The sequence below is a fragment of the Pontibacillus yanchengensis Y32 genome (assembly GCF_000770635.1).
GTDB classification, from domain to species: Bacteria; Bacillota; Bacilli; order Bacillales; family BH030062; genus Pontibacillus; species Pontibacillus yanchengensis.
Genome location: NZ_AVBF01000009.1, coordinates 71573 through 86057, shown reverse-complemented (window position 1 = coordinate 86057; position 14485 = coordinate 71573). Strand labels below are relative to the sequence as shown.

Sequence of the window (14485 nt, the reverse complement as noted above, 5' to 3'; positions counted from 1 at the left end):
TGGGGGCCACTTTTAGTTTAATTTACTGGGTTTTGTCCCAGCCTCTTTTGTTATCAGTTAAAGTAGTACTTTTTCTAAATAACTAAGCAGAGGCTTCCTCATGCTTCTTTTCTGTTTTGTTAATAATAGATGTGCCGACAAGGTCACCTGTGATATTCAGGGAAGTAGCTCCCATGCCTACTAGTGCATCAATGGATGTGAGTATTGCTACAGCTTCCATTGGCAGACCAACTTGTGAGAACACAGTAGCAATCATCACAATACCAGCACCAGGGACACCTGCTGTACCGATGGAGGCAAGTGTGCCAACGATGACAATGGATAACATGCTCGTAAATCCTAGTGAAATATCTGCATAGTTCGCAGCAAATACAGCGGAGACTGCGATACGAATAGCAGCACCGTCCATGTTGATCGTAGCGCCTAGCGGTAAGCTAAAGCCATATAGACTCTTGGATAAGCCAAGGCGATTGGCGGCATTTAATGTTACAGGCAATGTACCTGAACTACTTTGCGTTACAAATGCTGTAATCATAGGTGTGCGAGCTTGAGCAAAGAATTCACCTGGCTTCATTTTAAATGCAAGCATAAATAGAACATAAATACCTACTTGTACAATCAACGCAATATACAGCACGAGTACCATATTTCCAAGAGATAAAATCGTATCTAGACCTTGTTGCCCTATCGTTCCAGCAATAATAGCAAAAATCCCAATTGGTACGTACTGAAGGATTGCATTCATAATTTTAAATGTTGCTTCATTTAATCCATTTACGAGTTTATATACATGCTCGCCCAAATCAGCATGTTCTTTTGAACTTCTGAGTGCTGCGATGGCGATACCAAAAGTAAATGCTGTGAAAATGATGCCTAGAAGGTTCATGTCACCAAAGGCTGTTACGATGTTCTTTGGCACAATGTTTAGTAACACACTTGCGATACCTGGGTGTTCATTGGCCTCAATTTCTTCTTCTGGCGGTTGTGTAATTCCTGTACCTGGCTCGAAGACATTAGCTACCGCTAATCCTACCGTAATAGCTAATGCAGATGTTACGACATAGTAAAGAAATACCTTTCCACCCATCCTTCCTAAATTACCTAATTTCGTTTGATTGATTCCTACAATCAGGGTAAACAAAATAAGCGGAATGATGATGAACTGAAGTAATCGCATCAATAAGTCGCCCAATGGTGCAAACACGGTTGCTTGCTCACCGAAAATTAACCCAACGATAATACCAAGAATAAGTGCTATTGTAATTTTTAAGATGAGCGATGCATTAAGATAAGATCCCCAAAGCTTTTTCATGTCTTCCCCTCCTTTTTCTATCTTTATGTTAACAATCCCTATAGTTTTTATCGGAATTCCTATCATAAATTACTACATAACAGAACTATAAGTCAACCAATTAAACCGACTTATCTTCTCCCCATTTCTAAATGTTGTATAGGACAAATCGGGGTAAACATAAGGATTGTGTAAGGAGGAGTGACAATGGAATTACTGATTACTGCAGGATGTTCTTTGTTAGCGGGTTCATACGTCGGTTATGCATTTGCCAAAAAGAAGCACAAGGAAACCTATTCACTTGATTACTTTTTATCCAAGACCAATCGCGCTCCTAAACAACAAATTATCCAAACCATTGAAAATGCCTCACAAACGATTGATGTAGCTATCTTCCTCTTTTCAGATAAAAATATAGCCAAGGAACTATGCCAGGCCGCAAAACGTGGAGTTACCGTTCGTGTCTTTACCGATAGAGAACAACTAAAAACATTCGATGCCCAATACAAAAATATAAAAGAAATGTCTGACCATGGAATTGCCGTTAGAACAAACACGCATGATGGCACCATGCATATCAAAATGTTGATTGCAGACAAAACCAATGTCTTAGCTGGCTCGTATAATTTCACTTATAATGCTGATCGAAAAAATGATGAGTTACTTATGAAAATAACGAATAAAACATTTGCCCTTTCCTTAAGCGAAGCGTTCGAAAATTTGTGGAAGGATGGTGTGAGTTATTTGTTTTATCAAGACTACTATGACAAAAAGAGAATAAGTTAACCTTTGTTTTTCTTAATTAAGAACGAAGCTTCCCCAACCTCTTGCTTCATCAAAGGTTTTCACCTATAATTACTATAAAACATAAGTTCTTAATAAAGAACATAAAGTGAGGGGGAGTTCTTCTTGAAGGATTCAGATGTATTGGTAGAAGTAAAGCCTAATGTATTTCTATCTAAGCATGATCATGGATTTTTACGTAAGTATTTGCACTATAACCCCTATGATGCTGAAAAGTGGTACGAGTATGCTCTAGAAGCGAAGGTAACAGGAGATAACAAAGGGTACAAACATCGCCTACTAAAAGCCGCTTCTTTGAATCACTATGAGGCTAAAGTAGATCTTCAGCAAATCAAAAAACCTATTAAAACAGTAGCTCCACCGGCTCCTTCAACACCGAAAAGTTTGATTTGGTTATTTCTAATTGCTTCTATATTAATGCTGTTAACTATATTCCTACTATTCCGTACGATTGTTACAAACGATAAATATATACACCAGGCAAATGTCGAACATCATTATTATCAGACAGAAGAGACATTCTTTCACGACCAATCTCCTCCAATGGTTACAGAAACACCATCTTATACGGAGGAAGACCTCTTACTAATGGTCATGAAAACTGCCATCACTTCTTATACAGAGGAGGAACAAGGACCACCCCTTTTGGCAGAAAACCTTACTGCCGCTCCACCATCTAATTACTTAACTACTTTCCCCTCTGATGTAATCTACACCAAAACCAGTAGTGGGTATGCCATAGATATGCCTAATCGTTCTTCCCAATCTATACAAAAGGTACCAACGTTAGCAATGTTCTTTTATCCAGAAGTAAATCAATTGGCTCTTGGAACGGAAGAAGGTACCATCCTTGCCTCGTACCTTGTTGGAAGCGGAGATGGACTTCCTTTTGTCACAAGCGAGATCTCTGAACGTGTCACGAATCCAAACGGAGGGAACGGCGTATTTGGAACAAGAGGTCTAGCTTTAGAGCAAAACTATGCCATCCACGGTACCAATGATCCTGATTCAATTGGAAAATATAAAAGTGCTGGATGCATAAGGATGACTAACGAAGATATCGAAACGCTGTATCCTTATGTTTCCAAAGGTACCCCTTTTATCGTTAAGGAAGGCTCTCCTCCACCAGCGCAGTTTAAAGATGGACTTCCACCTTTTCCAACAACGTCTGATACCACTAAAGAAGAAGCCCCGGACAAAGTGTATAGATGGCATATGTAAACGCCAGTGAGATTCAAACTCACTGGCGTTGGCATGTTTATTTTCGGTACGCTTTATAAAAAGCTACAACCGTATCAATGATGGTAACAACCACAAATCCAATGACAGTCCAAAACGTTGCTTGTTCCCAAACTTGCTTTATCAGCGCATACAGTTCATCTTGTAAGCTCACACCACCAAGTTTTGCAAATTCACTCATGAAATCAGGATTCCAAAAAACTTGGTTGGTAAACAACAAGGCAACCAACATTAACGTCACCACATTAATAATCATAGTTAAAAAGGCTAGTTGTTTTGTCCATTTCCCATAGATAAGCTTTAAACATTCTTTCCCTATACCGATAGCCACTATTGTATAAATAAAAGGTAATAGGCTATCAAATGATTCTACATTCAGAACTGGGATGATCCCCATTAGCTCTTCATTTCTAAAAATCGGCACTCCAATCAACTCGTGAGAAAACGTCACAAATACTAGCGCAACCACGGAGAAAATGATTCCAATAATTGCGTCTGCTCGTTTTATATGTTTTTTGCGGTCAGGAATTTCCGGGAGATCTGTTGGCGTCCACTCCCTTGTAGTGTGCTTTTTCAACTCATCCGGAACAATTCCATTGTAGTCAGCTATCGCAAATCCGATTGTAATCCAAGCAAAAGCTTGAGCAGCAGCACTAATTAAGGAAGTAATCAAGCTTATCAAATTCCCTATAATAGCCTTAGGGTCGATAATGGTTTCGATCACGAAAACGATACTCATTGCAGTCAGAATAGCGAATGCTACGATTTTAAGAATAGAGATATAGGATGGAAATAAGTCTGGACCAATGAGATAGCGCTTCGAACCTCTATATTGCTCGGCTAATTCATTCGGATTTCCAAGCTCCGCAAGAACCTGATGAACTTGCTCTTCGGTATAATCTTGAGAACCATAATGAGCCACTAACATATCCTCGATTAATCCACGTAATTCTTCAGCAATATCTTTTCTTTCGTGTTCAGGCAATCGCTGCGTTACTGCATATATATATCGTTCAATCATTTCCATTTCTGTCACCTCCTCCATACCCAATTAACCCTTCCATGCTCGTTACGATTTTCTTCCATTCTTCACATAGCATGTTATACACTTCCTCACCTTTTGTATTAAGGAAATAATATTTTCGCGGCCGACTTTCATTGGTATCCCATTCACTTTCCAAAATCCCTTGCTTCTCTAACCTTCGAAGCAACGGATAAAGTGTGCCTGGTTCTACCTCAACTCCTTTATCTTTCAACATTGTAACGAGTGAATACCCATATTGAGGTTCTTTCAGAAGGCTTAATACACCAATCGTAATCGTTCCTCTACGCACTTCCTGCATTAGTTTATTCACTAGCTCATTTGTATCGCTCATACCATCAACTCCTATTTCTATTATAGTGTGCGACGCACATTATTGTATATGAAATATTAATGGTATTAACAAAATAATTACCTTTTATATAAATACAAGCTTCGTATATGTAGAAGTTATACTTTTTAAAAAGAAGCAGCTTAGATTACAAGCTACTTCCCTATTGATTCTACCTATTTTAAAAGTTAAGTATTGTACATCGCTCTTTTGTATTTTTGGAATTCAAAAAAGCAGTGAAGTATAATCGTATTACTTCACTGCTCACCATTCACATTATTTTTTATTTAACTGGTATCCAAACCTCAGAATAAAGGTCAGGACTTGCTGGGTCTTCCTCTGAATAGACTTCAAGATCAGGTGTGCCTGCATGTTGATATCCACTTGATGGGAACCATTCTGAAACAATTTGCTTCCAAACCTTTTGCATAGCGTCTGGCATCGGACCATGAACTTCAAAAACAGCCCATTTCGAAGCTGGTACCTCAAGTGCTTCATACCCTTCAGGGACATCTCCTTCATGTGCTGTGGCAATCCAATAATCAATGTAGTTTGGTTTTTCATTACCCTTATCAACACAAACACCAAGTACACCTTTTACTTCTCCATTATTCAGCTGAAACAACGATTTATCCGTTCCTTCCGCATTCACTTCATCCCACATTTTTGGAATTTCTATATGATTTTGACCACCGACACAAGATACCTCTTGCTTCATTCCCACGACTTGAAACGCTTCTTTCTCCACAATTTCATATTGCATTGGTTCTGCCCCTTTCACATTCACCTGAATGACCAGGCGATTATAAGATTGCATCTTTCCCGTAAAGGTTCGGGTCTGTCTTGGGGTAATACCATGTTGCTTACGAAAAGCCTTCGAAAAAGACTCAGGAGTGTCATAGCCATATTTGTAGGCGATATCTATAATTTTATTATCCGTTCTCGATAATTCATGTGCAGCGAGTGTTAAACGTCGACGCCTTACATACTCGCCAACAGACATATCCGTTAAGATCATAAACATACGTTGAAAATGAAAAACTGATGTACACGCTTCTTTTGCCACACGCTCTATTGAAATATCATCTAATAAATTCGCTTCCATATAATCTATTGCCCTCTGCAACGATTCTACCCACGCCATATAGCTCACTCCCTTACGTATATAGTATCAAGAGGCTTGAAAGGCTTCCTGTCATACTGTGTTTTATCATGACCAAAATCATATTAAATTTCTTGAAAGAACCTCTCCTCTATCTCTAAAGAATACTCATTTCACTCATGTAGTAATTCCACCTTCCTAACCAACCTCGGTATGGAAATTTCATGGTTCATTGCTCGTTTTCCCTACAATTATTCAAGTGTTTGATTAAGTATCATTTTCTACAACCTACTTTCACATCCCTCTAATTAGTGTTCTTATATTACAAGTGACTAAGACCCATTCTCAAAAACTTACCATTATTAAAACAATCATACATACATTGTAAAAAGGAGGTGACCAAAATGGATCGATTTATTTTATTAATGGTCGCGTGTATTCTAGCAGGTTTTGCATTAATTAATGTTTCTTTAACTGATACGTTTTTAGCAAGCTTAGAACCAGTAACAACTGTCATTGGCATTTTAGCTGTTTTAATCTTTTCTCTTTTCCTTCTATATAAAGGTTTTATGGCGCTGGTGGGCAAGTAGTATGTTCTCAGAACAAAAGCGCAAGCGCCCTGCTAGCGACGTACAAACTGGCCAACAGTAATGTAGAGGAAGTTCGATTAAAACCGCTACATCACGTAGCAACATCGAACCAACCCATGTCGTGTGGGCCGAAAGGAAACACGGAGAGCGGTAGCGATTCGATGTTGACTTATCGTAAGGAGGTGCAGGAAGTTTGCTAGTCGCTGGGCGCTGGAGCTAGACGTGGCCGCACCACTTTTTCAGTTATACACAAGCATTGAATTTTATAATTTCCTGGTGTATGACGATAAAAAAAGAGCTTGGACATCCAAGCTCTTTACATAACTATTCAGTTAAGCAGCCAAATACTCTTTTGCTTTTTCTTCTTCGTTATGACTAAAGTGTTCTACATCTACTCCTGGTAGCAAGTCTTCTAGTTCGGTGCTTGCTTCAACCCATTTTTCATCACTTACAATAGCGAATTTATTGAATTCTTTCATATGCTTCGCTAACTTTAAATCTTCCATAAGGCCTTTAAATGTAAATCCTTCCATATCATTTAAAACAATTAAGAAATTTACTTTTCCTTGATCTGGTTTATGCATTTGATAAAATTCTTCAAAGCTTTTTAGATCCTCTTCCGTAATCTTGCCATTCACTTCACATCGTATCGTATTTTGAATATCTGTAGGTTTAATTGTGATCATGGAATAACCCTCCAATTTATTTTTCTACTATACCTATATCCTGTATAATCGATGCTAAAACTTACTTCTATATTGAATGGAACATCAACTCATAATGGGGTAATATGTTACACACCTATCCCTTACTACTAACCCCTATTCTTATTAAAATAAAATTTTCATAAACCTACTTTTTAAGAATGTTAGTTGTTTTCACTTCCATCTTTAGGTTTACATGGTATTGAAATAGGTTATTCGTTCATTGTCCCTAACATTTACAAATAAAGTGGAATGGTCGATAATAAGGAAGTATACAAAAGAAGAACGGTTCATTTTTAAGCTTTTTAAGGAGGCAGGCGGTGTGGAAACTGGAAATGCAAATCGCAAAAAGATTAGAGGAAAGAAAATCATTATTTTCTTAACATCTCTCTTAATCATAACGGCGGCATCTTTTACTTTTCTTAATGAGTCCATTGTTCAATCAAAACCGGACTACGACTACGCTACAATCACTAATAAAGTACAAAAGGTCGGTAATCATGCAGATGTATGGTCTAGTAAAACTGAAACAAAAGAAATGAAATTCATCGAAGATCAACAAGATGCAGCGAAAGAAGCTAGTTATTTTCCAGATCAAGATACAGCCATTCGTGAAATGAACAAACATTGGGCACTATTTCCAAATACAGCTGTACCTGGAGATGTCATTCTAGTTCGACACGACTCTCCTGGCACTATTAATTGGCAAGGCAAAGAATACACCCTAAGCTCATTTGGCACAGGTTACTATACATACCTCCCTATCCCAATGAGCATTGAAGCTGGGACATATGACATCGGTACTCAACAATTAACTATAAAAGATAAAACCTTCAAGAAATCGTATATCACCGTATCAGAAGAAAATCAAAACATTAGAAGAAATACAGAACGAATCATGGCCGATCAAAAAATGATTGATAAAGCACGAAGCCAGTCAGCAGATGAGTTTTTATTCTCACCTGACTCTGAATTCATGACACCTGTTGAAGGAGAAAGAACCACTCCGTTTGGATATACGCGCTACGTAAATGGTGAATACTCAGGTAGCCACACAGCAATTGACTGGGCAGCACCAACCGGAACACCAATTAGAGCTACAAATGATGGCGTTGTTGCTCTTTCTGAGAATTTTTACCTTACAGGAAAATCAGTTTATATTGATCATGGAATGGATTTATTCTCCCAATACATCCACATGTCCGAATTGAAAGTCGAAGCAGGCGAGAAAGTCGAAAAAGGCGACATCATTGGATTAGTTGGCAGTACAGGATTCTCCACCGGTCCTCATTTACACTTTACATTTTGGGTACACAATGTACCTTCCAATCCGGATATGTATTTAGGAAAAACACCTTTTCAGTTAGTGGATGAAAAGGACTAGACAGAAAAACCCTTGCACTGCAAGGGTTTTTCTTTTTTTGTATGAAGTAACATGACCTAATTCATTACACCAATCTGTTATAAACTTTCTTACTAAAAGCACACCTTTATTGAATTATTTTCCATTAACCTATATACTATTATTCTACAATTCATGAATTTTTATCGAATTAAATAAAACATTGGTAGGAGAGTGAGAAATGAATAGATTTGAACAAGCATATGAAGAGTGGATACAACAACACATTACTGAAGAGAAGAGTCCTAAAAGAAGTGAAATGTTAGAAAAAGGGTTGGGTCATGGTACAGTGGAATTTCTCCGCTCCATATGGTTCCCCGTTTTCGGAAACTTTGATTATTTGTACCCTGAATGGGAAGTTCGTGATTTCAATAATGGCTATCGTTATCTAGACCTCGCATACAGACACGGGGATACAAAGGGGTGTATTGAAATACAAGGATACGGGCCTCATGCGAGAGACCTTGATGTAAGGAGATTCAAAGATTTATGCTGGCGTCATTCATTATTAGCATTAGATGGATGGACACTACTCCCCATTGCCTACTTATCTATTAAGGATGAACCGAAAAGATGCCAACAGCTTATCCTGGCTTTTGTTGGTAGATACACCTCAACAGAAACTCCCCAACAATTATCCTGGACAGAAGCAGAAGTTGTACGATACGCACGTCGCTTGCTTCGTCCATTTACCCCACTAGAAATTTCCCAACATTTAAATATAAGCACTCGCCATGCAAGACGAATCCTCCATCACCTAGTAGACCTCCATTTTCTAGTTGTAGCAAGCGGAAATCAGAGAGTAAGAACATTTAAGCTTATAGATCATTAAGTCTATATCCTAAGCGGACATAGGATACCTTATTTGCATTAAAATCACGATATTTGAGACGTGAGCGGACATACGATTCCTTATATGATGTAAATACACTCAAACAAGAGGCTAATTATACAAATAGCGTACTCAATGTCCATTAAATTCTCGAACTGCTATCATATATCTTAAATAGCGCATCATATGTCCGCCAAGCCTCACATCAATCCCTAATCTCTAGAACTAATCCCATATCGCAACATACTAACCTATCCAAATTACATGTTGATCCGTTTCCTGGCTGAACTAAACTGGACAAATCTCTGATGAAGGAGCTCTTCAACGTCTGGGGGGACAAGGAATCGATTCACGGTAGTTGTGAGGTGATTTTTCACCCTAATGCGTTTAGTCGTCGTCCACAAACAAAGCAAACTCCTTTTATACATGATAAAATTTCATCAGAGGAGAATCACTCTAATTCTTACGGATAAACTTTTTGGAGGAAACACATATGAAAAATCCACTGATCTATAAAATAGGACTCCTTCTCATTATTTCTTCTGTTACCATATGGGTGCTTTCTCCTATATTAATTCCTTTTCTACCGCTCACTAGTGGAGTGAAGGCTATCAGCATAACAGTTAGCCTTATTATAGGTGAGGTGATTTTTTGGATAGGTGCTTTGATGGTGGGAAAAGAAGCAGCAAGTAAAATCAGAAAATCATTCAACCCTATAAATTGGAGAAAGAAATCTGATGATAAGAAAAAAGACAGAGAATAGCCAACAGATTTTCTATAAGCATCAAAAAAGAAGGCCCTCTATCAAGCTTGTATTGCTTCACGAGCATATACATTTTGAAAGAGGCCTTCTTATTAAGAGCGTTATTTTATTTTAGATTCTGTATTGGATTTGGATACGGTGCCTGCATCGGACGGATGTACTCCATGACGATAGAAGTCCGCATGAATTGGGTCTAACGGTTTACGACCAAGAATTAGGTCTGCAGCCTTTTCTGCCAACATCAATACAGGTGCATGGATGTTACCATTCGTAACATAAGGCATGGCAGAGGCATCAACCACACGTAAATTGTCGAGTCCATGAACTTTCATCGTGTCAGGGTCTACGACAGCCATAGGATCTGAAGCTGGTCCCATCTTAGCTGTACAAGACGGGTGAAGAGCTGTCTCTGCATCTTCTTTTACCCATTCCAAAATTTCCTCATCTGTTTGAACGGAAGGTCCAGGTGAGATTTCTCCGCCATTATACTTTTTCATCGCTGGTTGAGACATAATTTCACGAGTAATTCTAACCGCTTCTACCCATTCGCGTCGATCTTGTTCCGTAGAAAGGTAGTTATAAACCATGCTTGGATGCTCTTTCGGATCTTTAGAACGAATCTTTAAAGATCCGCGGGCATCAGAGTACATAGGACCAATGTGTACTTGGAATCCATGTTTCGTTTGCGCTTTTTCACCATCATACCTTACCGCTACGGGAAGGAAGTGGAACATCAAGTTCGGGTAGTCAACATCTTCATTGGAACGGACGAAACCTCCTCCTTCAAAATGGTTAGTGGCTGCCGGTCCTGTTCGGCCGAGCATCCACTGCAAACCAATCCAAGGCATGCGTGCTTTACTTAAGTTCGGCTGTTCGGAAACAGGCTCCGGACAAGCGTGTTGGATATACACTTCTAGGTGGTCCTGGAGGTTTTCTCCTACACCAGGAAGGTTAACGACCGGTTTAATTCCAAGGGAGCGAAGATGTTCAGCGTCTCCTATACCTGATAACTGAAGCATCTGTGGTGTGTTGATTGCACCACCTGCAAGGACGACTTCCCCTGCTTGAACTTGATAGGTCTGTCCATTTCGTTGGTAAGTCAACCCTTTGGCGCGAGTACCATCGAAGTCAATGCTCTTCACAAAAGCCCGCGTTCTCACTGTTAGATTCTCACGGTCCATTACTGGATGTAGATACGCGCGTGAAGCAGACATGCGCCGGCCTTTGTACACATGCTTATCAAAAGGACCGAATCCTTCCTGGCGAAAACCGTTCACATCAGGAGTTCTGGAGTAACCTGCCTCTACTGCTGAGTCAAAGAAGGCTTGGAATAAAGGATTCTTAGCTGGACCGCGTTCCAATTTAACAGGGCCGTCGTGGCCTCGAAGATCATCATTTGGCGATCCTAAAGCATTTTCTAAACGTTTAAAATAAGGAAGACAGTGTGCAAAATCCCAATTTTCCATGCCTTCGTCCGCTCCCCAGCGTTCATAGTCCTTTGGATTTCCGCGTTGATAAATCATTCCATTGATGGAACTGGAACCTCCAAGTAATTTTCCTCGGGCATGTTTGATACGTCGCCCATTCATATATGGCTCAGGGTCCGATTCGTACTTCCAATCATAAAGGCTTTTTCCTGCTGGAAAAGGCAAGGCTGCCGGCATTTGGATCAATAAATCCCATGAATAATCACTGCGCCCAGCCTCTAAAATGAGAACACTCTTTTTCCCATCTTCACTTAGACGATTGCCGAGTACAGAACCCGCACTACCGCCACCAACGATAACAATATCATATGATTCAGTCATCTTCTGTTCCTCCTTAGGTTGTAGGTTAAAAAAAGGGATTAAACAATAAGAGTAGAACTGCCCAAAGCCCCCCTTTTTTCATCGATTTAGTTCATTGTTTATGTCTTCCTATACCAACTATTGAATGTAAGTCGGTAGCATAATCTATAGAAATGAATAATAGCTTGATAGCTTAGAACCAGTTAAGAGGCTCAGGTTTAAGGTTTTGGAATATATGTTTTGATTCTGTATATTCTTCAATACCTAGTTTTCCAAGTTCGCGTCCGATTCCAGACTGCTTAAAACCGCCCCAAGGGGCATGTGGGAAATAAAGGTTAAATTCATTGATCCAAACCGTTCCCATACGCATTTTCGCTGCGCAGCGTTCAGCTTTTGAAATGTCGTTTGTAAAGACACCACCAGCAAGTCCATAGATGGAGTCATTCGCAAGCTTTACGGCTTCCTCTTCTGCACGGAATGTTTCTACCGTGATAATTGGGCCAAACGTTTCTTCTTGAACGATGTCCATGTCTGTTGTGCAATCTGTGAAAATAGTAGGTAAGAAGAAAAATCCTTGTTGTAATCTCGGATCTTCTGGGCGACTTCCACCAAGTGCTAGTGTAGCCCCTTCATTTATTCCTGTTTCTACATACTTTTCTACTTTTGCAAGGTGTTCAGCTGATATAAGTGGCCCCATTTGAGTACCTTCTTCAAAACCACTCCCCAGCTTGAATTTCTTGACTCGTTCTACAAGCGCGTTCACGAATTCATCGTGAATCGTCTCTTCCACAATCAATCTTGTACCAGCGGAACAGATTTGCCCTGCGTGAAAGAATACTCCGTTCATTGCTTGATCAACGGCAAGGTCAAAGTCCGCATCAGCAAAAATGATGTTTGGATTTTTCCCGCCAAGCTCCAGTGCGAGCTTCTTTACATTGACGCTTGCGGCTTGCATGATTTTCTTGCCAGTCTCTATGCCACCTGTGAAGGAAATAAGGTCTACATCCGTGTTACTAGACAATTCTGCGCCCACTGTATCACCTGCACCAAGAACGAGGTTCGCAACTCCAGCAGGAACTCCCGCCTCTTCCATTAGTTCAAACACTTTAATAGTAGTTAGCGGTGTAATTTCGCTTGGCTTCATAATTAACGTATTTCCAGTAGCAAGCGCGGGAGCAAGTTTCCAAGATGCTTGAAGTAGAGGATAATTCCATGGAGTAATTTGTCCACAAACACCTACTGGTTCGTGAACCACTTTACTGGAAGAGTTCGGCACAGGGGATTCAATTAGTTCCCCGCCATCTTTATCAGCAAGTTCTCCATAATAACGAAACACTCCAGCTATATCTTCCATGTCTCCCCGGCTTTCCTCTACTGTCTTGCCAGTATCCAATGATTCTAAATAAGCCAGTTCTTCTTTGTCTCTTTCAATCAATTCCGCAATTTTCTTAACGATAGATCCTCGCTCCGTTGCTGGGGTATTAGCCCATTCTCCGTTATCGAAGGCTTCTCTTGCTGCAGCAATTGCTTCTTTTGCCTCTGATTCATTGCCCTCCGGGACAACGGCGATAACTTCCTGATTATACGGGTTAATGATACGTCGTGTATCATCCGAATCCGTGCTCACCCATTTACCATTAATGTAATGCTTTAATGTAAGATCCAATGTAATCAACTCCATTTTCGATTGAGTTAAGTTTGTTAAATATTTATTTAATACTTTTAACGATATCATGTCCTTTTGAGGGTGTCAAAAAATGATCTAAAATAAAAATTGAACGTTTTAAAAATAACTTGAATGGTTATGATTAGGGGGAAGTCAGTATTTTCAGTTCACGAATTTTACGATTTGCATTTGACATTTTATCTGAACGCGTTAACATAAATTCGTGAAGAAGATTTGATAAATACTTAACACAATTTATTGCAAGTCGAAGGAGCGACCTTATGAGTGAATCGATTGAAAGCCCCAAAAGCAAATTAGAAGAAGCCCAAAATAAGGTTATCGGCGCCATTGCAGAGACAATGGATTTATATGGGGTTACACCAGCTGCTGCAAACTTATATGCGACGATGTACTTTAAGGATCAGATGACGCTTGATGAAATGCGTACGGAACTGGATATGAGTAAGCCAAGTATGAGTACCAGTGTACGCAAGCTACAGGATATCGCTATGGTGAAGAAAACTTTTACACGCGGTTCCAGGAAACATACTTATGTAGCTGAGAAGGATTTCTTCCGTTCCTTTATGGCGTTTTATTGTCAGATGTGGGAACGTGAAGTGAAAATGAATCTGGATGCTATTGAGGAAGCTCAAGAAGATTTTATAAATGTAATAAAGGATCCAAACAGTACTCAAGATATCGTCGCAGAAGCAAAGAAATACTATGATCAATTACAAGAATCTAAAACCTACTATTACTGGTTGAATGACTTAGTTGAAAGTATAAGAAGTGGCAAAATATTTGAATTTCTACCGAAAGATGAAGCAAACAAATAGTTGCCAGGTAGTCTATAGGAAACAGTTATAGACTACCTAGTAATACAAAAGATTCACTCATAAAAATGAGCGTGTTTTTTTTGCATTTTTTATTAA

General features: G+C 39.4%; 14 protein-coding genes. 7 read left to right on the top strand and 7 right to left on the bottom strand.

What is annotated here, in order from left to right:
• Nucleotides 1-82 precede the first annotated feature (82 nt).
• A complete protein-coding gene (locus tag N782_RS05305; protein WP_036817054.1) occupies nucleotides 83-1312 on the bottom strand; it encodes a dicarboxylate/amino acid:cation symporter in 1230 nt (409 codons plus the stop codon).
• A gap of 186 nt (nucleotides 1313-1498) precedes the next feature.
• Here N782_RS05305 and N782_RS05300 point away from each other — a divergent pair, with 186 nt between their 5' ends.
• The gene (locus N782_RS05300; RefSeq protein WP_036817050.1) at nucleotides 1499-2077 is read left to right on the top strand and encodes a phospholipase D-like domain-containing protein; all 579 of its coding nucleotides are present in this window, start codon (nucleotides 1499-1501) and stop codon (nucleotides 2075-2077) included.
• A 123-nt stretch (nucleotides 2078-2200) separates the two neighbouring features.
• Nucleotides 2201-3316 (top strand): L,D-transpeptidase, encoded by a 1116-nt coding sequence (locus N782_RS05295; RefSeq protein WP_036817047.1) that lies wholly within the window; start codon nucleotides 2201-2203, stop codon nucleotides 3314-3316.
• Between the two features lie 37 nt (nucleotides 3317-3353).
• Here N782_RS05295 and N782_RS05290 read toward each other — a convergent pair whose 3' ends face one another.
• The 3 genes from N782_RS05290 to N782_RS05280 form a co-directional block, all read right to left on the bottom strand.
• Entirely contained in the window at nucleotides 3354-4361 is a 1008-nt protein-coding gene (locus N782_RS05290; protein WP_036817045.1) for an HAAS signaling domain-containing protein, read from the bottom strand.
• On the bottom strand, nucleotides 4348-4710 hold the full coding sequence (locus N782_RS05285; protein WP_036817041.1) for a PadR family transcriptional regulator: 363 nt from the start codon (nucleotides 4708-4710) through the stop codon (nucleotides 4348-4350). The genes N782_RS05290 and N782_RS05285 overlap by 14 nt, the downstream gene beginning before the upstream one ends.
• Nucleotides 4711-4990: 280 nt before the next feature.
• Nucleotides 4991-5851 carry an AraC family transcriptional regulator gene (locus N782_RS05280; protein WP_036817038.1) on the bottom strand — a complete coding sequence of 287 codons (861 nt, stop codon included), beginning with the start codon at nucleotides 5849-5851 and terminating at the stop codon, nucleotides 4991-4993.
• 362 nt (nucleotides 5852-6213) lie between these two features.
• Here N782_RS05280 and N782_RS05275 point away from each other — a divergent pair, with 362 nt between their 5' ends.
• Complete coding sequence (locus tag N782_RS05275; RefSeq protein WP_036817037.1) at nucleotides 6214-6399, top strand: hypothetical protein; 186 nt, start codon at nucleotides 6214-6216, stop codon at nucleotides 6397-6399.
• A 332-nt stretch (nucleotides 6400-6731) separates the two neighbouring features.
• Here N782_RS05275 and N782_RS05270 read toward each other — a convergent pair whose 3' ends face one another.
• Nucleotides 6732-7085, bottom strand: coding sequence for a SpoIIAA family protein (locus tag N782_RS05270; RefSeq protein ID WP_036817036.1), 354 nt, complete (start codon nucleotides 7083-7085; stop codon nucleotides 6732-6734).
• Nucleotides 7086-7425: 340 nt separating this feature from the next.
• On the opposite strand from N782_RS05270, the gene N782_RS05265 reads away from it, so the two are divergent.
• From N782_RS05265 to N782_RS05255, 3 genes are all read left to right on the top strand, one after another.
• Nucleotides 7426-8487, top strand: coding sequence for a M23 family metallopeptidase (locus N782_RS05265; RefSeq protein ID WP_052111188.1), 1062 nt, complete (start codon nucleotides 7426-7428; stop codon nucleotides 8485-8487).
• Nucleotides 8488-8686: 199 nt separating this feature from the next.
• Nucleotides 8687-9337 carry a hypothetical protein gene (locus tag N782_RS05260; protein WP_036817034.1) on the top strand — a complete coding sequence of 217 codons (651 nt, stop codon included), beginning with the start codon at nucleotides 8687-8689 and terminating at the stop codon, nucleotides 9335-9337.
• 493 nt (nucleotides 9338-9830) lie between these two features.
• A complete protein-coding gene (locus N782_RS05255) occupies nucleotides 9831-10100 on the top strand; it encodes a transporter suffix domain-containing protein (protein WP_036817032.1) in 270 nt (89 codons plus the stop codon).
• 101 nt (nucleotides 10101-10201) lie between these two features.
• Here the strand turns inward: N782_RS05255 and betA are convergent, their stop codons facing one another.
• Together betA and betB are read right to left on the bottom strand one after the other, a co-directional pair.
• Complete coding sequence (betA, locus tag N782_RS05250; protein ID WP_036817030.1) at nucleotides 10202-11908, bottom strand: choline dehydrogenase; 1707 nt, start codon at nucleotides 11906-11908, stop codon at nucleotides 10202-10204.
• A gap of 172 nt (nucleotides 11909-12080) precedes the next feature.
• Nucleotides 12081-13568: a betaine-aldehyde dehydrogenase gene (gene betB, locus N782_RS05245; protein ID WP_084102988.1), complete on the bottom strand. Its 1488-nt coding sequence runs from the start codon at nucleotides 13566-13568 to the stop codon at nucleotides 12081-12083.
• 266 nt (nucleotides 13569-13834) lie between these two features.
• On the opposite strand from betB, the gene cudC reads away from it, so the two are divergent.
• Nucleotides 13835-14389 (top strand): choline uptake/conversion transcriptional regulator CudC, encoded by a 555-nt coding sequence (cudC, locus tag N782_RS05240; RefSeq protein ID WP_036817025.1) that lies wholly within the window; start codon nucleotides 13835-13837, stop codon nucleotides 14387-14389.
• Nucleotides 14390-14485 lie beyond the last annotated feature (96 nt).

Excerpts from the sequence above, each read along its gene's own strand:
- betA (WP_036817030.1), bottom strand. The coding sequence starts at position 11,908 with ATGACTGAATCATATGATATTGTTATCGTTGGTGGCGGTAGTGCGGGT.
- N782_RS05290 (WP_036817045.1), bottom strand. The coding sequence starts at position 4,361 with ATGGAAATGATTGAACGATATATATATGCAGTAACGCAGCGATTGCCT.
- N782_RS05255 (WP_036817032.1), top strand. The coding sequence starts at position 9,831 with ATGAAAAATCCACTGATCTATAAAATAGGACTCCTTCTCATTATTTCT.
- cudC (WP_036817025.1), top strand. The coding sequence starts at position 13,835 with ATGAGTGAATCGATTGAAAGCCCCAAAAGCAAATTAGAAGAAGCCCAA.
- N782_RS05275 (WP_036817037.1), top strand. The coding sequence starts at position 6,214 with ATGGATCGATTTATTTTATTAATGGTCGCGTGTATTCTAGCAGGTTTT.
- N782_RS05285 (WP_036817041.1), bottom strand. The coding sequence starts at position 4,710 with ATGAGCGATACAAATGAGCTAGTGAATAAACTAATGCAGGAAGTGCGT.
- betB (WP_084102988.1), bottom strand. The coding sequence starts at position 13,568 with ATGGAGTTGATTACATTGGATCTTACATTAAAGCATTACATTAATGGT.
- N782_RS05260 (WP_036817034.1), top strand. The coding sequence starts at position 8,687 with ATGAATAGATTTGAACAAGCATATGAAGAGTGGATACAACAACACATT.
- N782_RS05305 (WP_036817054.1), bottom strand. The coding sequence starts at position 1,312 with ATGAAAAAGCTTTGGGGATCTTATCTTAATGCATCGCTCATCTTAAAA.
- N782_RS05270 (WP_036817036.1), bottom strand. The coding sequence starts at position 7,085 with ATGATCACAATTAAACCTACAGATATTCAAAATACGATACGATGTGAA.
- N782_RS05300 (WP_036817050.1), top strand. The coding sequence starts at position 1,499 with ATGGAATTACTGATTACTGCAGGATGTTCTTTGTTAGCGGGTTCATAC.
- N782_RS05280 (WP_036817038.1), bottom strand. The coding sequence starts at position 5,851 with ATGGCGTGGGTAGAATCGTTGCAGAGGGCAATAGATTATATGGAAGCG.